We start from the raw sequence: 18,512 nt of genomic DNA on the forward strand, positions 1-18,512 counted from the left end.
CTGTGGCCGCGTAGGAGGGGGAGCGATGGCGGGGTTCCTGGCCCGCAGGCTGCTCAACTACGCCGTGCTCGTCGTCGTGGCCGCCAGTCTCGCCTACCTGCTGGCGGCCATGGCGCTCGACCCGCGCTCCAACTACGCCGACCGCACGCCCAAGCCGCCGCCCGGCGTCGTGGACGCCCAGCTCACGGCGCTCAACCTCAACGACAAGACGCCGCTGCTGCAGCGCTACGCGACGTGGGCGGGTGGGGTGCTGCGCGGCGACTTCGGCAAGACGGTCGCGGGCTCGCCGGTCAACGAGGATCTCAAGCGCCGCATGGGCGTGACGTTCCGGCTGGTCATCCTGGGCCTGGTGTGCGGCAGCCTGCTCGGCGTGCTCACCGGCGCGCTGGCCGCGGTCCGCCAGTACGGCTGGTTCGACCGGCTGTCCACCGGCGTGTCGTTCCTGGTGCTGGCGATCCCCGTGGTCGTGCTGGCCAACATGCTGATCCTGGTGGCGTCCTGGGCCAACGAAGACCTGTTCGGCCGGCCGGTGCTGCTGGTCAGCGGCGAATACAGCGACGGCCTGACCACCGGCTTCTGGGGGCACGTGGTCGACCGGCTGCAACACCTGATCCTGCCGACGATCTCGCTGTCGGTCGGGCTGATCGCGGTGTTCAGCCGTTACCAGCGCAACATGATGCTCGACGTGCTCGACGCCGACTTCGTCCGCACCGCCAGGGCCAAGGGGCTGAGCAGGCGCAAGGCGCTGACCCGCCACGCGCTGCGCACGGCGATGATCCCGGTGGCGACCTATTTCGCGTTCACCTTCGGCGCGCTGCTGACCGGGGCCACGTTCACCGAGAAGATCTTCGGCTGGCACGGTCTGGGCGAGCAGCTGATCAACTCCATCTTCAGCAACGACGTCAACACCGTGGCCGCCATCTCGCTGCTGGCCGCCATCGCCGTGCTGTGCGCCTCGCTGGCCGCCGATCTGCTGCACGCCGCGCTCGACCCGAGGGTGCGGGCCGGATGACGCTGTCGGAGGAGGAGCTGGCGGAAGAGCTGTCCGACGGCACGCTGGCCAGGGCGCCGTCCAGGACGCGGGTCGTCGCCGGCCGGTTCTTCAGCTCCACGCAGGGGCGCGTCGGGTTCGCGGTGCTGGCGCTGATGTTCCTGCTGGCGTTCGTGGGGCCGCTGTTCAGTCCGTGGACCTACACCGACAAGGACTTCACCGCGTTCCTGCAGCCGCCGTCGGCGCGCCACTGGTTCGGAACGCTCCAAACGGGCTCGGACGTCTTCGCCGTCACCCTGCGCGGCATGCAGAAGTCGCTGGTCGTGGGGTTGCTGGCGGCGCTGGTCTCCACGGCGCTGGCGGCGGTCGTGGGCGCGTTCGCCGGCTATTTCCTCGGCTGGACCGACCGGGCGCTGAGCTGGCTGACCGACCTGCTGCTCGTGCTGCCGGCGTTCCTCATCCTGGCGATCCTGTCGCCTTTGTTCGGCTCAGGCCAGTGGCCCCTGTTCGTGATCATGCTGGCGCTGTTCCTGTGGATGGTGACCTCGAAGGTCGTGCGCGGGATGTCGATCTCGCTCAAGGAGCGCGAGTTCGTGCAGGCCGCCCGCTACATGGGCGTGCCGCCGGTGCGGATCATCTTCCGCCACATCATCCCCAACCTGTCCTCGCTGCTCATCGTGGACGCCACGCTCAACGTCAGCAGCGCCATCCTCACCGAGACCTCGCTGTCGTACTTCGGGTTCGGCATCCAGCCGCCCGACGTGTCGTTCGGCACGCTCATCGCCGACGGCTCCAAGACCGCGGTCTACGCGCCGTGGACGTTCTGGTTCGTGGCCGGGCTGCTGGTGGTCACGGTGCTGGCGGTCAACCTCGTCGGCGACGCGCTGCGCGACGCCTTCGACCCGTCCTCGTCCCGGGGGGCGCGATGAAACCGGTGCTGGAGGTCGGCGACCTCACCGTGTCGTTCGGCGGTGTGCCCGCCGTACGCGGGGTCAGCTACGCCGTACGTCCTGGCGAGGTGCTCGGCATCGTCGGCGAGTCGGGCTCCGGCAAGTCGCTGACCTGCGCCGCGGTGATGGGCCTGCTGCCACCCCGCGCCCGGGTCACCGGCTCCGTACGCCTGCACGGCCGCGAGCTGATCGGCGCCCCCGACCGCGCGCTCAACGCCTTCCGCGGCAAGAGCATGTCGATGGTCTTCCAGGACCCGCTGTCCGCGCTCACCCCGGTCTACCGGGTGGGCGACCAGATCGCCGAGGCCGTCCGCGTGCACCAGCGGGTCAGCAAGGAGACCGCGCTGGTCAAGGCCGTCGAGCTGCTCGACCTCGTCGGCATCCCGCACCCGTCGGAGCGGGCGCTGGCCTTCCCGCACGAGTTCTCCGGCGGCATGCGGCAGCGCGTGGTGATCGCGATGGCCATCGCCAACGACCCCGACGTGATCATCTGCGACGAGCCGACCACGGCGCTCGACGTCACCGTGCAGGCGCAGGTGCTGGAGGTGCTCAAGCGGGCGCAGGCCAAGACCGGCGCCGCGATCATCATGATCACCCACGACCTGGGGGTGGTGGCCGGGTTCGCCGACCGGGTGCTCGTCATGTACGCCGGCCGGCCCGTCGAGGTGGGCGGCGTGGACGACGTCTTCTACCGGACGCGGATGCCGTACACGGTGGGTCTGCTCGGCTCGATCCCGCGCGTCGACACCGGCGCCAGGCAGCCGCTGACGCCCATCGAGGGCAGCCCGCCCTCGCCCGCCGAGCTGCCGCCCGGCTGCCCGTTCGCGCCGCGCTGCCCGATGCGCATCGACGAGTGCGACGCCGCCGAGCCGCCGCTGTACGACGTCGGCGAGGGCCATCGGGCGGCCTGCATCCGCTGGCAGGAGGTGCATCCCAGGCCGCCCGGCAAGCACGCCGCTCCGGAGGAGGGCGTACGGCTGCGGGCGCGCGGCGAACGGCCGGTGCTGGAGGTGCGCCACCTCGTCAAGGACTACCCGCTGCTCAAGGGCGCGGTCTTCAAGCGCCGGGTGGGCACCGTGCACGCGGTGGCCGGCGTCAGCTTCGACATCCGGCAGGGCGAGACGTTCGGCCTGGTCGGCGAGTCGGGCAGCGGCAAGACCACCACGCTGACGCAGATCCTTGAGCTGGCCGCGCCCCAGGAGGGCTCCGTCGTCGTGCTCGGCCACGACACCGCGCACCTCACCAGGGCCGAGCGCACCGAGATCCGCCGCGACATGCAGGTCGTCTTCCAGGACCCGCTGGCCTCGCTCGACCCCCGCATGACCGTGCACGACATCCTGGCCGAGCCGCTGCGCACGCACGGCAGGCCGGAGCCGGCCCGCCGGGTCGGCGAGCTCCTTACACTCGTCGGCCTCGACCCTTCCCACGCCGCCCGCTACCCGCAGGACTTCTCCGGGGGCCAGCGCCAGCGCATCGGCATCGCCAGGGCGCTCGCGCTGGAGCCCCGGCTGCTGGTGCTGGACGAGCCGGTCTCGGCGCTCGACGTGTCGATCCAGGCCGGGGTGATCAATCTGCTCGACTCGCTGCGCACCAGGCTCGGCTTGTCCTACCTGTTCGTGGCGCACGACCTCGCCGTCGTGCGGCACATCGCCGACCGGGTGGCGGTGATGTACCTCGGCAGGATCGCCGAGATCGGGCGGGTGGAGGCGGTCTACGGCACGCCGATGCATCCGTACACGCAGGCCCTGCTGTCGGCGATCCCGCTGCCCGACCCCGTACGCGAGCGCTCCCGCCAGCGCATCCTGCTCGAAGGCGACCTGCCGAGCCCCGCCCGTCCCCCCTCCGGCTGCCGCTTCCGCACCCGATGCCCCAAGTTCCGCGCCGAGCTGACCGACGCGGAGCGCCGGCTCTGCGTCGACGCCGAGCCCGAGGTGCGCATGCTGGGCGACGAGGACCAGGGCGCGGCCTGCCACTACGCAGACAGGCGCGAAGTCGTCTAGACCTCGCTCGATCCGGGAGGAATCGCTCGATGAAACGATCACGTCGTGTCGTGTCGGCACTGCTGGCGGGCACGCTGCTGCTGCCGGCCGGTTGCGGCAAGGAGCAGGGCAGCGGCACCGGGGCCACAGACATCGCCGGTGACGAGCGGACGATCAAGGCGTTCGACATCAACCCGCAGCCGCGCGAGAAGGTCAAGGACGGCGGGACGCTGCGCTGGGGCATCAACGAGTTCCCGACCCAGTGGAACAGGAACCACGTCGACGGCAACCTGGCGATGGCCGCGGTGATCAGCAACGCGCTGCTGCCCTCGCCGTTCCGGTCCAACGAGAAGGCGGAGATCTCGCCCGAGACCGACTACGTGCTCGACGCTCAGGTGACGAGCACGAAGCCCAAGCAGGTGGTGACGTACCGGCTGAACCCGAAGGCGAAGTGGTCCGACGGCAAGCCGATCACGTGGGCCGACTACCGGGCGCAGTGGCAGGCGCTGAACGGCCGTGACCCCGACTACCGCATCGTCTCCTCCACCGGCTACCAGGACATCGAGAAGGTCGCGCGGGGCAAGGACGACCATGAGGTGGTGGTGACGTTCGCGCGGCCGTTCGGCGACTGGCAGGCGCTGTTCGGGCCGCTGCTGCCGGCCGCGACCAATCGCGACGCGGAGTCGTTCAACACCGCCTGGCTCAACAAGATCCCGGTGACGGCGGGGCCGTTCAAGTTCGGCGGGTTCGACCAGACGGCCAAGACGATCACGCTGGTACGCGACGACGCGTGGTGGGGCGAGCGGGCCAAGCTCGACCGCATCATCTTCCGCGCCTCCGAGCAGGACTCCCTGATCAGCGCGTTCGGCAACGGCGAGCTCGACATCATCGACATCGGCCCGTCCGCGCCCGACTACGCGCGCGCCAAGTCCACCACCGGCGCCCAGGTGCGCCAGGCCGCCGGTCCCGACTTCCGGCACTTCACCTTCAACGGCTCCAGCCAGCTGCTCACCGACGTCAGGGTTCGCCAGGCCCTCCAGCTCGGCATCAACAGGGAGGCCATCGCGCAGTCCGACCTGCAGGGCCTCGACTGGCCGGTCACCCCGCTGAACAACCACTTCTTCATGAACACCCAGGAGGGCTACCAGGACAACGCGGGCGCGCTCGGCGCCTACAACCCCGACAAGGCCAAGAAGCTGCTCGACGACGCCGGCTGGAAGCTCGACGGCCAGGTCAGGCAGAAGCAGGGCAGGACGCTCGACCTGCGGTTCGTGGTGCCCTCGGGGGTGCAGATCAGCAAGGCCGAGGGTGAGCTGGCGCAGAGCATGCTCGCGCAGATCGGGGTGAAGCTCTCCATCAAGGCGGTGCCGAGCGACGACTTCTTCACCAAGTACGTCATCCCCGGCAACTTCGACATCACCCCGTTCGCGTACATCGGCACGCCGTTCCCGGTCTCCAGCAGCTACGGCATCTACGCCGACGCGACGAACGGCCAGAACTGGAACGCCAACTTCGGCCGCACCGGGTCGCCCGAGATCGACCAGGCCATGAGCAGGGCCGCGCAGACGCTCGACCCGGCTCAGGCGCGTGCGGCGACGAACGAGGCCGACAAGCTGCTCTGGCCGCTGGTGAACGTGCTGCCGCTCTACCAGCGCCCGCAGCTGGTGGCCGTGCGCGCGTCGCTGGCCAACGTGGGGGCGCGCGGCTTCTTCGACCTCCAGTACGAGGACATCGGTTTCACCGGCTGAGCCCGCAGCTCACCCAGCCGCCGCGCCGCTCCTGGCGCGGCGGCTTCTTCACGCGCGGTCAGGTGGCGCTGCCGGCCATCACCCGGTCGACGATGCCCTGGCTGCCCTCCTGGCGGGCGCAGTGCGCGCAGCAGTACCAGTGCTCGCCGGACTGCACGCCGTGCCCGATGACCTTGGTGCCGCAGTGTTCGCAGATGGGCGCCATGGCCTCGATCGCGCACTGGAAGCAGTCGAAGGTGTGCGTCACTCCCTGCGCGCGCACCTCGAAGGCCATGTCGTAGTCGTTTCCGCAGGTCTCGCAGACGGCCATGGTGATCCCCTCGTCAGTCGATCCGCCTCGTGGGATACCCCGTTCTATGGTCCTCTTGCCCCAAGGGACCGCCATATTCCGCCTTATCGTCACGCGCCCCGACATGACGGGTTTCGCTTGATATTTCGGTCAGAGCGCAGTAAAGATCGTCCTTGCTCATGCACACCTCGCAGAAGGGCTCCACGTGCTCACCCGAACGATCATCGCGGCCGCGCTGGCCGCCGCCGGGATCGCCGCCGTACCTTCCACCGCGTACGCCGCCACTGCCGCGTACACCCCGGAGCGCGTCTGCGGTAAGGGCTTCCACCGCGTCAAGGACGGCCACCGGGCGATGAAGACCGAGCGCGGCGCCGTCTTCGGCCACGTCTACCTGATGTACAGCAAGCGCAGCGGCAAGAACTGCGTGGCCGCCATCAAGACCGCCTTCACCGGCACCCGTACGACCACGGGCGCCTACATCGAGGTGAAGGGCGGCGGCCGCAGCGAGGACCAGCAGCGCTACCGCTACTACGCCGAGACCGGCCACATCCAGGGGGCCTGGAAGTGCGTGCGGTACGCGGGCTGGACGCGCGACCCGGACAACCGCGTCACGGCGTGGGGCGGCCGCAAGTCGTGGGGCAACTGCAAGGGCTGATGAGGTGGCCGGTGCGGGGTAGGGTCCGGAAGAGGAGGCCAGGAGACACATCCGCCCCGGCCCTGAGACGAATCATCACTCGCCGAGACCATCGCCCTGCCGTCTTCGTACAAATGCGTTGAGCGGGCGGGCGGCCCCGATTAGGTTGGCGCGCATGGCGGAGGCCAACCGACCGTCATGACGTCGCCGGCGACACGCGGCGCATCGTCGTGAAAGGAGAAAGGACGCGCTTCCGAAGGGGGAAACACCATGAAACGCGTCAGAGTCACGAAGTCGGCCAAACGGCGCCCCCGGCCGGCGCTGGAGCTCGACCTGCGGTCACCGGCAGGTCGCCGGCTTCCCTACTGACTTGCTCCTTACACCGAACTTACGGGGGTATCTGTAGATAACATAGGTAACAGGAATATCACGGGGGGCTCACGATGAAGAGGCTTGTGGTGGTGCCGCCAGCCGTTGCCAGGCACAAGATCCGCGACATCCGGGCGGCCGACCGCCGCCGCAAGCCGCCCACCGACGCCAAGGTCGTCGACCTGCGCGCCTACACCGGCAGAAACGTCATCCGGTTTCCCGGCGGGCCCACTCCCGCCGCCTGAGCCTGGAGGTCCGGGCCGCTCCTTCAGCCCGGACCTGATCACGCTCAGCCGTACAGCCGCTGCTTGTACGACTCCCCGTAATAGCGCTCGAGCTCTTCGAGCGACTCGGTCACCGTCTGCACCTCTTTGATGATCTTCGCGTTGGACGGCAGGACGTCGGGGTTCCAGGTCTCCGGCTTCCACAGCTCCGAGCGCAGGAACGCCTTGGCGCAGTGGTGGAAGATCTGCTCGATCTCGACCACGAGCGCGAGGCGCGGGCGGTGGCCCTTGACGATCATCTCGTCGAAGAACGGAGCCTCGCGGACGAGCCGGGCGCGCCCGTTGATGCGCAGGGTCTCGTTCCGCCCGGGGATCAGAAAGATCAACCCTACATGCGGATTCTTCAGGACATTTCGAAATCCGTCCGCTCTGCGGTTGCCGGGACGCTCCGGGATCGCGATCGTCGTGTCGTCGATGACGTGCACGAACCCGGCCGGGTCGCCCTTGGGCGAGACGTCGCAGGCGCCCGTGTCGTCGGACGTCGCGATCAGGCAGAAGGGCGAGGCCGCCAGCCATTCGCGGTCGCGGGGGTGCAGGCGGGGCCGGTCCTTGGTGGCGGCCCGCGGCATGACCTCCCCCAGCAGCTCGCGCAGCTCAGCCTCTGACTCGATCTCCGTCCACGTCATGCGATCTCCCTTCGGGGGTTTCCACCATCTTGTCAGAGATGGGGGCGAGCATCCGGTGTGGTGCCCGGAGGGCGAGACTGACCGGATCGTCCCGTACGACTCCGTCGCGCAGGCCGGGGCCCGGGCGGAGCTCCACCTCCTCAGGCGCGACGTTCCTGCCGCAGGACGCGCAGAAGGAGACCTGGTCGAGGCGGGTGCCGCAGGTCACGTGGTGGAACAGCCGGCGCGGGCCGCGCTCGGACAGGTGCCGCTCGCCCCAGGCGGCCAGAGCCAGCACGGGCACCCACAGCTCGCGACCCCTGAGGGTCAGGACGTACTCGTCGCGCGGCGGCGAGTCCTGGTAGCGGCGGCGTTCGAGGATGCCCGCGGCGACCAGCGCGGCCAGCCGCTGCGACAGCACCGCCTTGGGGATGTCGAGGTGGGCCTGGAAGTCGCCGAAGCGGCGCACGCCGTAGAGGGCGTCGCGGACGATGAGCAGCGTCCACCGCTCGCCGATCACCTCAAGGGCACTGGCCAGCGAGCAGTTCTGGCCTTCGTAGTTCTTCCCGAGCGCCATGACCCCCATGTTAGTTCATTCACCGAACCGTGCTAGCGTGCCCGACATGAGTTCAGTGACCGAACCGACAGTCCTCCTGCGGCGATGGACGCTGCCCGTGGCGTCGTCGGCGCCGTTCCTCATCATGACGAACTTCTCGCTGCCGATGGCGACGCTGCCGCAGACCGCGCGGTCGCTGGGCGCCGGGCCGACGGGCCCGGTGTGGATCCTCGGCTCGATCGCGCTCGGGCTGTCGTCGCTGCTGCTGGTCGCGGGCGGGCTCGCCGACGACCACGGGCGCAGGCGGGTGCTCGTGACGGGCGGCGGGGTGCTCGCCGCCGCGAGCGTGCTGGCCGCCGTGAGCCCCAACGTGGCGGTGTTCGTCCTGGCCAGGCTCGTGCAGGGCGGGGCGAGCGCGGCCGTGCTGGCCGCCAGCCTGGGCATCGTGGGGCACGCGTACCCGGCGGGGTCGGAGCGGGTGCGCGCGACCGGCCGCTACGGCGCCATGATCGGCCTCGGGACGACGGCGGGCCCGCTGCTGTCCGGCCTGGTCGCGACGGCGGCGAGCTGGCGGGCGGCCTACTGGCTGATGGCAGCCGGCGCGCTGGCCCTGACCGTGGTGTCGGCGAGGACGCTGGACGAGTCGCGGGCGGCGGTGCCGCGCCGGTTCGACGTGCCCGGGGTGGTGCTGCTCACCCTCGGCGTGGCGGCGCTGGTCGCGGGCGTCACCGAGGGCCGGGCGGGCTGGTCGCGGCCGGTGGTGGTGTGGGCGTTCGCCGCGGCCGTGGTGCTGATCGCGGCCTTCGTCGCGGTCGAGCGGCGCCGGCCTGAGCCGCTGCTGGACCCGGAGCTGTTCAGGCGTCCGCTGTTCCTGGTCGCGACCGGCGGGGCGACCGTCGTGGGGGCGGCGGTGGTCGGGCTGCTCAGCTACCTGCCGACCGTGCTGCAGGAGGCGCACGGGCTGACCGCGCTGGACACGGCGCTGCTGTTCGCGGTCTGGTCGGGGCTGTCGTTCGTGACGTCGCTGCTGTCACGGCACGTACGCCTGAGCGCCGCCGCCCGCCTGGCACTCGGCCTCGGGCTCAGCGCGGCCGGCTACACCGGGCTGCTGAGCCTGGCCGCCACGCTGTCGTTGTCGCTGATCATCGCCGGGCTGGCGGTGAGCGGCACCGGCTCGGGCCTGATCAACTCCTCCATCACCCACCTGGCGATCGAGAGCGTGCCCGCCCACCGGGTCAGCATGGGCTCGGGGGCCAACAACACCGCCAGGTACATCGGCTCGTCCCTGGGCGCGGCCGGGATCGCGGCCACGATCGGCGCCGCCGGGTTGTCGCAGGGGACGCTGATCTCGGTGGCCGCCGCCATCGTGCTGACCGGGCTCACCGCGGCGGCCGCGCTGCTCGTCAGGGCCTGACCCTCACCAGCGGCGCGACCTCGCCATCGCCGCCAGGTACGCGTCACGCTCGGCCGCGAACCGCGCCGGATCCATGGGCTTGCGCTCGGCCCGCACGTGCAGCATGGTCAGCTCGGTCGCCGCGTGCTGGTAGTCGCTCATGGCCTGGCCGAGACCCACTCCCCTTGCCCACCTGCGCGCCGTCTTGCGCGTGGACAGCGTGGTGAGCATGCGCAGGTCGGCGTCGCTGATCAGCCCCGTCTGCCGGTACGCGGGCAGGTAGTGGGCCATCCTGGCGATGAGGTGGCGGCGCTCGTTCACGGTCACCACGATCAGCGCGATCAGCGCCACCATGATCACCAGGTAGGCGCCGCCGAGCACGTTCAGCGAGCCCGTCGTGGCGGCGCCGTTCCACAGGCCGTGCAGGACGACCGCGCCCAGGTAGCCGAGCGGGATGGCGGTGTACCTGCCCGGAGTGCCGCGGGTGAGCGCGTACGCGATGCCGAGCCCGATCATCGAGGTGTAGATCGGGTGGCCGAGCGGGTCGATCAGGCCGCGCATCACGAAGAGCTGGACCGCGGCGCCGGGGCCGTCCTCGCCGAAGGCCAGCAGGTAGTAGCCGACGTTCTCGACGGTGGCGAAACCCAGGCCGGTCATGGAGGCGTACACGATGCCGTCGGTCAGCCCGTCGATCTCGGCCCGCCTGCGCAGGAGCAGCAGCAGGGCCGAGCCCTTGAGCGCCTCCTCGATCACCGGCGCCAGCACGACGGAGCCGACGTCCTTGACGGTCGCGGCGGCATAGCCGGCCCTGCTGAACAGCGCCTGACCGGCGAGGGTCAGCGCGATGCCCGCCACGATCGCCACCCCCGCGCCCCAGACGAAGGCGAAGGCGAGGTTGAGCTTCGGCTCGGGCTCGAGCCTGTCCAGCGAGAGCACGGCGGCCAGCAGCACGGGAAGGGGGGCGAGGCCCAGCAGCGCGGACAGGCCGAACCCGACGGGGCCGCCCGCGTACAGCATCAGGGCGAGGACGATCAGCGCGATGAGGCCGGAGGCGACGAGCCCGATCAGCAGGGCCTTGCTCGGGCGTTGGGCGAGCAGCGGTGCAGTCATGGTGGTGCCCTCTCTTCCCGTCTCCACGACCGGCTATGCGCCCCGGCCGTCACGCACGCCTAACGGTCGCTCGTTTCCCGGTAATAAGGATCCGCCACCACGGCCTCACCGTCTGTGTACGAATACACGTCCCGGCCCGAGATGAAAACCCTCAGTGCGCGGCTCATCACGTCGAGCGGGTCACCGGACCAGATCACGACGTCGCCGTCGAGCCCCGGCCGCAGGGCGCCCACCCGGTCGTCGAGGCCCATGATGCGGGCCGGGTTGACGGTGATCGAGCGCAGCGCGGCGGTCCTGTCGAGGCCCTCCTTGACCGCCAGCGTGGCCTGGTGGACGAGGAAGTGGATCGGCACGACGGGGTGGTCGGTGGTGATCGCCACCTCCACGCCGGCCCGGTCGAGGATGCCGGGGTTGCGCAGTGAGCGCTCCCGCAGCTCCACCTTCGACCTGGAGGTGAACAGCGGACCGATGATGACCGGCACGTTGCGCTCGGCCAGGGTGTCGGCCAGCAGGTGGCCCTCGGTGCCGTGGTTGATCACCAGGCGGTAGCCGAACTCGTCGGCCAGCCGGAGCGCGGTGGCGATGTCGTCGGCGCGGTGGGTGTGCTGGCACCAGGGCAGCTCGCCGTCGAGCACGCGTACGAGGGTCTCCAGCGTGCCGTCGCGGTCGAACGGCTTACCCTCGTCCGCCGCCGCGGCCTTCCTCGCCTTGTAGTCCTGGGCCTTCATGAACGCGTCGCGGATGACCGCGGCCACGCCCTGGCGGGTGGAGGGCAGCTTCTTCTGGTCGCCGTAGACGCGCTTGGGGTTCTCGCCGAGCGCGCTCTTGACGCTCACCGGCTCCTTGATCAGCATCTCGTCCACCGACCTGCCCCAGCACTTGATCGCGACGGTCTGGCCGCCGATCGGGTTGCCGGAGCCGGGCTTGATCACGGCGGTGGTCACGCCGCCGGACAGCGCGTCGCCGAAGGCCAGGTCGGCCGGGTTGATGGCGTCGAGTGCGCGCAGGCGGGCGCCGTTGGGGTCGGTCATCTCGTTGGTGTCCTGGCCGGCCCAGCCCTCGGCCTCCTCGTACACGCCGAGGTGGCCGTGGGCCTCCACGAAGCCGGGCAGCACCCAGCGGCCCGCGGCGTCCACGACCTCGGTGCCTTCCGGAATGCTGACGTCACGGCCGACCGCGGTGATCTTGCCGTCCTGGATGAGGACGGTTCCTCCGTCGATGGGGTCGCCGTCGACGGGCACAACGTATCCACTGGTGATGGCGAGATTCATGCGTTGTAACTTACAGCTCGCCGGGTAGGTGGCCTCAATGCTGGCTGACCTTTACCGACGATGGCTGCTGGAGCTGTGGAAGGGCGACTTCGGGCTGGCCGACGAGCTGGTCACCTCCGACTTCACCGGACACTGGCCGGGGATGGACGTCTCAGGGCCCGCCGGGCTGGCCGAGGCGCTGCGGCAGGCGCACGAGCCGTTCGCGGACGTGGACGTCACGCTCGACGTGGGGCCGATCGTGGACGGTGATCTGGTGTCGGCACGGTGGACGTTCGCCGGGACTTACCGGGGCGGGCTGCCCGGGGCGACGGCTCCTTCGGGCGCCAGGATCGCTTTCAGCGGGCACGACATTCTGCGGGCGCATTCCGGGAGGTTCGCCGAGTACTGGGTGATCTCCGACGTCCAGACGTTCGGCCGACAGCTCGGTATAGGGTGATATTTCCCATTATCTAGCCATTGGGTTGGTGCATGTCGGAAACCTACGGTCCCGGTGCCGGGCCCGCGCCTCGCTCCCTGCAGGACGAGCAGCTCTCCGACCTGCTGGCCTCACAGCGCTTCGGCGCGCTGGCCACCACCAAGAGCAGCGGCCACCCCCACGTGTCCACTGTCCTCTACCACTGGGACCCGGAGCAGCGCGTCGCGCGCATCTCCACCGTCGCCGGCCGGCTCAAGGTACGCCAGCTCAGCAACGACCCGCGCTGCGCCCTCTACGTCGCCAGCGACGACTTCATGGCCTTCGTGGTCGCCGAGGGGCAGGCGGAGCTGTCGCCGGTGAGCAGCGAGCCCGGGGACGAGGTGGGCAGGGAACTGCTGGCCATGGCGCCGCAGGAGCCCGGGGACGAGGAGGCGTTCCTGAAGCAGATGGTGACCGACCAGCGCCTGGTGATCAGGCTGCGGGTGAACCGCCTCTACGGAACGACGCTTCCCACCGGCTGACCCCGCCGGCGCCTCTTCCCGCAGGTCGGCTGCCTTGTGCGGACATATCACCTGACGTGTGCATTTAAGGCTCGCCGATCTTTCCATCAAGCGAACCGGTGTCGCGCGTTCTGCTCATCTGCGCGGCACCGCCGGGTTACCCTGCCCTCAACTCGCCGTCACAAGGCCTTGTCACCGTCGAGTCGTCATCTCTTCCCACCAGAGGAGACTCATGTTCCAGCGGCTCGCCGTCCTGACCATCACCTCCCTGTCCCTCGCCCTCCTCGCGCCCGCCGCTCCCGCGAGCGCCGCCTTCACCGCGACGGTCACCGCCGTCGCCCACCGGGGCGCGTCGGCGTACGCGCCGGAGAACACCGTCTCCGCCCTCCACCTCGCCGCCGACCTGGGCGCCGACATGTTCGAGGTGGACGTCCAGGAGACCAAGGACCACCACCTGGTCCTGATGCACGACACCACCCTGACCCGCACCACCGACGCCGAACGCCGCTTCCCCGGCCTGTCCCCCTGGAACGTCGGCGACCTCACCCTCGCCCAGATCCGCGAGCTCGACGCCGGCTCCTGGCTGTCCGGCGACTACACCGGCGAGCCCGTGCCCACACTGGCCGAGGCGCTGGAGGAGATGCGCGGCGCGGGCATCGGGCTGCTGCTCGAGGTCAAGTCGCCGCACCTCTATCCCGGCATCGAGGCCCGCATCGCCGCCGAGCTGCGCCGCCACTCGTGGTGGCTGGCTCCCGGGCGGCTGGTCGTGCAGTCGTTCGACTGGGACTCGATGCGCCGGTTCGAGCGGCTGCTGCCGCAGGTGCCGATCGGGCTGCTGGGCACGCCTTCGACGAGCGAGCTGCGGGGGCTGGCCTCGTTCGCCGACCAGATCAACCCGCCGTACGGGGAGCTCACGGCCGCGTACGTGCGCCGTGTCCACCAGCTCGGCATGGACGTCCTCACCTGGACGGTGGACGACCCCGACACGATGCGGCGCATGCTGACGTACCAGGTGGACGGCATCATCAGCAACAAACCTGACGTCCTGCGCGACGTACTCGACTCCTGAGAGCCGCACGGCGACAAACAGGAGCGGGGAACCGGAATCTTCCCGGCTCCCCGCTCCGACCGCTGGTGCAGCGCTGTGATCCTAGGGCAGTGCACTGATCTGGAGAGTGCGGTATTCCCTCGAATCAGGTGCCGTCCATCCAGTATTTCTGCAGTCTGGCGATGGCCTCGTCCTTGCTCATCGCCGCGACGGTCATCTCGTCCAGACCCACCCTCGAGATCAACACGAAAACGAGATCGGCGGGCAACGCCTCCGAGGGCAGTTCGGGCACTCCTCGATCGGGTTTCACGCCATTCTGAACGCATCCCCAGAACGTCGCCTCATCCACCTGAAGCTGATCACGGAGAATGTGGCTCCAGATACCTGGACCATAGGTGCTGCGATCGACCGGATGAGAGATCCGAGTCCTCAATATCCTGCCATCAGGAAGATCGAGCTCATAGGTGACGTGGTGGGTGCCCGTTCCACCTGGGGCGTGCACTCCCCGGCCCGGGGGGCCGGGAGGTCCAGGGGCGGCAAGGCAACATACCTCGCCGCCCCTCTTGACCAGCAGCTACCTCGTTAGACGGGCAACGCCGAACGTTGCATTCGCTCCACCTTGGCCTGTTTTCAGCTGCAGCCGCTGGTCGAGCCGCAGCCCTCGCAGACGTAGCAGCTGCCCGCGGGGCGCATCTTCGTGCCGCAGGTCATGCAGAGCGGCGCGTCGGCCGTGAAGCGCTGGTGGCTCTCCAGCGTCAGCTCCTGCTTGACGACCGGCAGCTCCTCCTCCGCCTTCGGCTGAGCGGCGGCGGCCGACTCGATCGGCGCCGACTGGGCCAGCGCCTCACGATCGACCGTCTCCTGCAGCGCCGCCGGGTCCTCGCCGCGCTGCTGCGCCGCCCGCTCGGCCGCCGAGAAGATGCCGAGCGCCGCCCGCTCCTCGTAGGGCAGGTGGTCGAGGGCCAGCCGGCGGAAGATGTAGTCCATCACCGAGGTGGCCATGCGGATGTCGGGGTCGTCGGTCATCCCGGCCGGCTCGAACCGCATGTTGACGAACTTGCTCATGTACGTCTCCAGCGGCACGCCGTACTGGAGCCCGATGGAGATCGCCACCGAGAAGGCGTCCATGACGCCCGCCAGCGTCGAGCCCTGCTTGGACATCTTGAGGAAGACCTCGCCGAGCCCGTCGTCCGGGTAGGACGAGGCGGTCATGTAGCCCTTCGCGCCGCCCACCGTGAACCGGGTGGTCATGCTGGGCCGCTGGTTGGGCATGCGGCGCCGGGTCGGCCGGTTGACCTCGACGACCTTGACCTCGGGCTCCGCCGCCTGCTCAGCCTTCTGCTCCTGCTTCTTCGCGCCGTCGCCGGCCGACAGCGGCTGGCCGACCTTGCAGTTGTCGCGGTAGACGGCCAGAGCCTTGAGCCCGAGCCGCCAGCCCTCGAGGTAGACCTGCTCGATGTCGTCGATCGTGGCCGACTCGGGCAGGTTGACCGTCTTGGAGATGGCGCCGGACAGGAACGGCTGCGCGGCCGCCATCATGCGGACGTGGCCCATGGGCGCGATCGCCCGCTCGCCCATCGCGCAGTCGAACACCTCGTAGTGCTCCTGGCGCAGGCCGGGGGCGTCGACGACGTGGCCGTGCTCGGCGATGTACTCGACGATGGCCTCGATCTGCTCCTGCTGGTAGCCGAGCTGCTTGAGCGCCCGCGGGATCGTCTGGTTGACGATCTGCATGGAGCCGCCGCCGACGAGCTTCTTGAACTTGACCAGTGCCAGGTCGGGCTCGATGCCGGTGGTGTCGCAGTCCATCATGAGGCCGATCGTGCCGGTGGGCGCGAGCAGGCTGGCCTGGGCGTTGCGGTAGCCGTTCTTCTCGCCCAGCTTCAGGCACTCCGACCACTGGCGGGACGCCTCGGCGTGGATCTTGGCGTCCATCGTGCCGACCGTGCGCAGGTCGTCGTTGGCCGCCGCGTGCTTGCGCATGACCCGCTTGTGCGGCTCGGCGTTACGGGCATACCCGTCGTACGGGCCGACGACGCCCGCCAGCTCCGCGCTGCGGCGGTAGGACACACCGGTCATCAGGGACGTGATCGCCCCCGCCACGGCCCGGCCGCCGTCAGAGTCGTACGCGTGGCCGGTCGCCATCAGCAGCGCGCCGAGGTTGGCGTAGCCGATGCCGAGCTGCCGGTAGGCCCGCGTCGTCTCGCCGATCTTCTCCGTCGGGAAGTCGGCGAAGACGATCGAGATGTCCATCGCGGTGATGATCAGCTCGGTCAGCTTGACGAAGTCGGCGACGTTGAAGGAGTTGTCGTCCTTCAGGAACTTCAGCAGGTTGATGCTGGCCAGGTTGCAGGAGGAGTTGTCGAGGTGGACGTACTCGCTGCAGGGGTTGCTGGCGGTGATGCGGCCCGTCTCGGGGGTGGTGTGCCAGTCGTTGATCGTGTCGTCGTACTGCAGGCCGGGGTCGGCGCACTCCCAGGCGGCCTTGGCCATCTTGCGGAAGAGGTCCTTGGCGTCGACCTTCTCGATGACCTCGCCGGTCAGGCGGGCCCGCAGCCCGAAGTCGCCGCCCTTCTCCACCGCGCGCATGAACTCGTCGGAGACGCGGACGGAGTTGTTGGCGTTCTGGTACTGGACGGAGACGATGTCCTTGCCGCCCAGGTCCATGTCGAACCCGGCGTCACGCAGCGCGCGGATCTTGTCCTCCTCGCGCGCCTTCGTCTCGATGAACTCCTCGATGTCGGGGTGGTCGACGTCGAGCACGACCATCTTGGCGGCCCGGCGGGTGGCGCCGCCGGACTTGATCGTCCCCGCCGAGGCGTCGGCGCCGCGCATGAACGAGACCGGCCCGCTGGCCGTGCCGCCGCTCGACAGCAGCTCCTTGGAGGAACGGATGCGGGACAGGTTGACCCCCGACCCCGAGCCGCCCTTGAAGATCACGCCCTCTTCCTTGTACCACTCCAGGATCGACTCCATCGTGTCGTCCACGGAGAGGATGAAACAGGCGCTCACCTGCTGCGGCGACTGCGTGCCCACGTTGAACCACACCGGCGAGTTGAACGCGAACACCTGGTGCGCCAGCGCGTGCTTCAACTCGTGGTCGAAGATCTCGGCGTCCTCGTCGCTGGCGAAATAGCCGTGCTCGATGCCCGTCTTCGTGTAGACGCCGACGACCCGGTCGATGAGCTGCTTCAGGCTCCACTCACGCTGCGGCGTGCCCACGGCGCCGCGGAAGTATTTGGTCGTCACGATGTTCGCCGCGTTGACCGACCAGAAGTCGGGGAACTCGACGCCCCGCTGCTCAAAGTTGATCGACCCGTCGCGCCAGTTCGTCATGACGACGTCGCGGCGCTCCCACTGAATCTCGTCATACGGGTGCACACCGGGCGTGGTGAAGATCCGCTTCATCTTCAGGCCCTTACGCGGACGCTTGCCCCCGCGCGCCACTGAACCGCTGGCCGTCTCCGTCATGACTCCCCCTTCTCCGCCTTCAACTGTTTGATCTCGGCCTCGAAGTCCGCCAGGCTCTCGAAACCGCGATATACCGATGCGAACCGCAGGTACGCCACCTCGTCCAGCTCCCGCAGCGGCCCCAGGATGGCCAGGCCCACTTCGTTGGACGGGATCTCGGCCGCGCCCTTCGCCCTGATGGCCTCTTCCACCCGCTGCCCCAGCTGCGCCAGCGAATCCTCGCTGACCGGCCTGCCCTGACAGGCCCGCCGCACGCCCGCGACGACCTTGTCACGTGAGAACGGCTCGGTCACTCCGCTGCGCTTGCTCACCATGAGCAGTACGGTCTCCTGCGTGGTGAACCTGCGCCCGCACTCGGGACAGGTCCTGCGACGCCGGATGGCCGCACCGTCGTCCGTCGAGCGACTGTCGATGACCCTGGTGTCAGGGTGGCGACAGAACGGACAGTGCACGCTTTTCGCCTCCAAGACCTGCGGCCACCACACACCGCAGAAACCGCCCTGACGGGACGCTGACGCACGCTCCACGGGAACCCATGGAGCGGTCACGGAAACACAAGGTGTGGTGAACTACATCGGTGTAACTACTAGATGTTGTGGTCCAACCGTAGAAGCGCGCGACCATGAACGCAAGTTGAGCCACCCCTTCCCGCCGAAGTCGCTGATCAGCCCCCTCGCCTCATCCGCCCCGGGCGTGTCGGCCCATCGGTGGTGATCTTTACGCAGGTAGAGACGTCACATCGGTTACTCAAGCGGTCGCACGTGAACAACTCTCACACCCCTACCACCGGACAATCCCTGCACTCGCACCCACCGCCGCGACCCCCTGTAACCCCTCTCAGCGAAAGCGCCTCCCGCAACCGGCCTCCAACGCGAGACCCACCCCCACTTCACCGCCCA

18 protein-coding genes are annotated in these 18,512 nt (G+C 69.4%); 10 read left to right on the top strand and 8 right to left on the bottom strand.

The annotated features are described in order from the left end of the window. Nucleotides 1-25: 25 nt before the first annotated feature. The 4 genes from AB0K12_RS09435 to AB0K12_RS09450 are packed head-to-tail and all read left to right on the top strand — an operon-like array spanning nucleotide 26 to nucleotide 5,668. The gene (locus AB0K12_RS09435) at nucleotides 26-1,012 is read left to right on the top strand and encodes an ABC transporter permease (RefSeq protein ID WP_364557356.1); all 987 of its coding nucleotides are present in this window, start codon (nucleotides 26-28) and stop codon (nucleotides 1,010-1,012) included. After that, nucleotides 1,009-1,920, top strand: coding sequence for an ABC transporter permease (locus AB0K12_RS09440; RefSeq protein WP_364557359.1), 912 nt, complete (start codon nucleotides 1,009-1,011; stop codon nucleotides 1,918-1,920). The genes AB0K12_RS09435 and AB0K12_RS09440 overlap by 4 nt, the downstream gene beginning before the upstream one ends. Next, the gene (locus AB0K12_RS09445) at nucleotides 1,917-3,941 is read left to right on the top strand and encodes an ABC transporter ATP-binding protein (protein ID WP_364557362.1); all 2,025 of its coding nucleotides are present in this window, start codon (nucleotides 1,917-1,919) and stop codon (nucleotides 3,939-3,941) included. Before AB0K12_RS09440 ends, AB0K12_RS09445 begins: the two co-directional genes overlap by 4 nt. A gap of 29 nt (nucleotides 3,942-3,970) precedes the next feature. Then, nucleotides 3,971-5,668 (top strand): ABC transporter family substrate-binding protein, encoded by a 1,698-nt coding sequence (locus tag AB0K12_RS09450; RefSeq protein WP_364557364.1) that lies wholly within the window; start codon nucleotides 3,971-3,973, stop codon nucleotides 5,666-5,668. A 58-nt stretch (nucleotides 5,669-5,726) separates the two neighbouring features. Here AB0K12_RS09450 and AB0K12_RS09455 read toward each other — a convergent pair whose 3' ends face one another. Further along, nucleotides 5,727-5,978, bottom strand: coding sequence for a hypothetical protein (locus tag AB0K12_RS09455; protein WP_355413081.1), 252 nt, complete (start codon nucleotides 5,976-5,978; stop codon nucleotides 5,727-5,729). 184 nt (nucleotides 5,979-6,162) lie between these two features. Here AB0K12_RS09455 and AB0K12_RS09460 point away from each other — a divergent pair, with 184 nt between their 5' ends. Then, the gene (locus AB0K12_RS09460; protein WP_364557368.1) at nucleotides 6,163-6,612 is read left to right on the top strand and encodes a hypothetical protein; all 450 of its coding nucleotides are present in this window, start codon (nucleotides 6,163-6,165) and stop codon (nucleotides 6,610-6,612) included. A gap of 422 nt (nucleotides 6,613-7,034) precedes the next feature. Next, nucleotides 7,035-7,205: a hypothetical protein gene (locus AB0K12_RS09465; protein ID WP_364557371.1), complete on the top strand. Its 171-nt coding sequence runs from the start codon at nucleotides 7,035-7,037 to the stop codon at nucleotides 7,203-7,205. 44 nt (nucleotides 7,206-7,249) lie between these two features. On the opposite strand, the gene AB0K12_RS09470 is transcribed toward AB0K12_RS09465, so the two are convergent. Next, nucleotides 7,250-7,870, bottom strand: coding sequence for a pyridoxamine 5'-phosphate oxidase family protein (locus tag AB0K12_RS09470; protein ID WP_364363247.1), 621 nt, complete (start codon nucleotides 7,868-7,870; stop codon nucleotides 7,250-7,252). Further along, nucleotides 7,839-8,426 carry a helix-turn-helix domain-containing protein gene (locus tag AB0K12_RS09475; RefSeq protein WP_364557375.1) on the bottom strand — a complete coding sequence of 196 codons (588 nt, stop codon included), beginning with the start codon at nucleotides 8,424-8,426 and terminating at the stop codon, nucleotides 7,839-7,841. Before AB0K12_RS09475 ends, AB0K12_RS09470 begins: the two co-directional genes overlap by 32 nt. Before the next feature lie 46 nt (nucleotides 8,427-8,472). On the opposite strand from AB0K12_RS09475, the gene AB0K12_RS09480 reads away from it, so the two are divergent. After that, on the top strand, nucleotides 8,473-9,819 hold the full coding sequence (locus tag AB0K12_RS09480; RefSeq protein ID WP_364557378.1) for an MFS transporter: 1,347 nt from the start codon (nucleotides 8,473-8,475) through the stop codon (nucleotides 9,817-9,819). 3 nt (nucleotides 9,820-9,822) lie between these two features. Here the strand turns inward: AB0K12_RS09480 and AB0K12_RS09485 are convergent, their stop codons facing one another. Continuing rightward, nucleotides 9,823-10,908, bottom strand: coding sequence for a PrsW family intramembrane metalloprotease (locus AB0K12_RS09485; protein WP_364557380.1), 1,086 nt, complete (start codon nucleotides 10,906-10,908; stop codon nucleotides 9,823-9,825). A gap of 59 nt (nucleotides 10,909-10,967) precedes the next feature. Then, nucleotides 10,968-12,179, bottom strand: a complete 1,212-nt coding sequence (locus AB0K12_RS09490) for an amidohydrolase (protein WP_364557383.1) — start codon at nucleotides 12,177-12,179, stop codon at nucleotides 10,968-10,970. Between the two features lie 37 nt (nucleotides 12,180-12,216). On the opposite strand from AB0K12_RS09490, the gene AB0K12_RS09495 reads away from it, so the two are divergent. From AB0K12_RS09495 to AB0K12_RS09505, 3 genes are all read left to right on the top strand, one after another. Then, the gene (locus AB0K12_RS09495) at nucleotides 12,217-12,615 is read left to right on the top strand and encodes an ester cyclase (RefSeq protein WP_364557386.1); all 399 of its coding nucleotides are present in this window, start codon (nucleotides 12,217-12,219) and stop codon (nucleotides 12,613-12,615) included. A gap of 32 nt (nucleotides 12,616-12,647) precedes the next feature. After that, entirely contained in the window at nucleotides 12,648-13,115 is a 468-nt protein-coding gene (locus AB0K12_RS09500) for a TIGR03618 family F420-dependent PPOX class oxidoreductase (protein WP_364557389.1), read from the top strand. Nucleotides 13,116-13,326: 211 nt separating this feature from the next. Continuing rightward, on the top strand, nucleotides 13,327-14,163 hold the full coding sequence (locus AB0K12_RS09505; RefSeq protein ID WP_364557392.1) for a glycerophosphodiester phosphodiesterase family protein: 837 nt from the start codon (nucleotides 13,327-13,329) through the stop codon (nucleotides 14,161-14,163). Between the two features lie 124 nt (nucleotides 14,164-14,287). Here the strand turns inward: AB0K12_RS09505 and AB0K12_RS09510 are convergent, their stop codons facing one another. The 3 genes from AB0K12_RS09510 to nrdR form a co-directional block, all read right to left on the bottom strand. After that, nucleotides 14,288-14,491, bottom strand: a complete 204-nt coding sequence (locus tag AB0K12_RS09510) for a hypothetical protein (protein WP_364557395.1) — start codon at nucleotides 14,489-14,491, stop codon at nucleotides 14,288-14,290. 281 nt (nucleotides 14,492-14,772) lie between these two features. Further along, nucleotides 14,773-17,613: a vitamin B12-dependent ribonucleotide reductase gene (locus AB0K12_RS09515; RefSeq protein WP_364557398.1), complete on the bottom strand. Its 2,841-nt coding sequence runs from the start codon at nucleotides 17,611-17,613 to the stop codon at nucleotides 14,773-14,775. Then, on the bottom strand, nucleotides 17,610-18,065 hold the full coding sequence (nrdR, locus tag AB0K12_RS09520) for a transcriptional regulator NrdR (protein WP_043614619.1): 456 nt from the start codon (nucleotides 18,063-18,065) through the stop codon (nucleotides 17,610-17,612). The genes AB0K12_RS09515 and nrdR overlap by 4 nt, the downstream gene beginning before the upstream one ends. Nucleotides 18,066-18,512: the final 447 nt, after the last annotated feature.

This window comes from Nonomuraea sp. NPDC049419 (assembly GCF_040676995.1).
Taxonomy (GTDB): Bacteria; Actinomycetota; Actinomycetes; order Streptosporangiales; family Streptosporangiaceae; genus Nonomuraea; species Nonomuraea salmonea.

Bases quoted from the DNA above. Each gene is read 5' to 3' on its own strand.
- AB0K12_RS09490 (WP_364557383.1), bottom strand. From the start codon at position 12,179: ATGAATCTCGCCATCACCAGTGGATACGTTGTGCCCGTCGACGGCGAC.
- AB0K12_RS09485 (WP_364557380.1), bottom strand. From the start codon at position 10,908: ATGACTGCACCGCTGCTCGCCCAACGCCCGAGCAAGGCCCTGCTGATC.
- AB0K12_RS09515 (WP_364557398.1), bottom strand. From the start codon at position 17,613: ATGACGGAGACGGCCAGCGGTTCAGTGGCGCGCGGGGGCAAGCGTCCG.
- AB0K12_RS09435 (WP_364557356.1), top strand. From the start codon at position 26: ATGGCGGGGTTCCTGGCCCGCAGGCTGCTCAACTACGCCGTGCTCGTC.
- AB0K12_RS09455 (WP_355413081.1), bottom strand. From the start codon at position 5,978: ATGGCCGTCTGCGAGACCTGCGGAAACGACTACGACATGGCCTTCGAG.
- AB0K12_RS09445 (WP_364557362.1), top strand. From the start codon at position 1,917: ATGAAACCGGTGCTGGAGGTCGGCGACCTCACCGTGTCGTTCGGCGGT.
- AB0K12_RS09465 (WP_364557371.1), top strand. From the start codon at position 7,035: ATGAAGAGGCTTGTGGTGGTGCCGCCAGCCGTTGCCAGGCACAAGATC.
- AB0K12_RS09480 (WP_364557378.1), top strand. From the start codon at position 8,473: ATGAGTTCAGTGACCGAACCGACAGTCCTCCTGCGGCGATGGACGCTG.
- AB0K12_RS09470 (WP_364363247.1), bottom strand. From the start codon at position 7,870: ATGACGTGGACGGAGATCGAGTCAGAGGCTGAGCTGCGCGAGCTGCTG.
- AB0K12_RS09475 (WP_364557375.1), bottom strand. From the start codon at position 8,426: ATGGCGCTCGGGAAGAACTACGAAGGCCAGAACTGCTCGCTGGCCAGT.
- AB0K12_RS09500 (WP_364557389.1), top strand. From the start codon at position 12,648: ATGTCGGAAACCTACGGTCCCGGTGCCGGGCCCGCGCCTCGCTCCCTG.
- AB0K12_RS09495 (WP_364557386.1), top strand. From the start codon at position 12,217: ATGCTGGCTGACCTTTACCGACGATGGCTGCTGGAGCTGTGGAAGGGC.
- AB0K12_RS09440 (WP_364557359.1), top strand. From the start codon at position 1,009: ATGACGCTGTCGGAGGAGGAGCTGGCGGAAGAGCTGTCCGACGGCACG.
- AB0K12_RS09450 (WP_364557364.1), top strand. From the start codon at position 3,971: ATGAAACGATCACGTCGTGTCGTGTCGGCACTGCTGGCGGGCACGCTG.
- AB0K12_RS09505 (WP_364557392.1), top strand. From the start codon at position 13,327: ATGTTCCAGCGGCTCGCCGTCCTGACCATCACCTCCCTGTCCCTCGCC.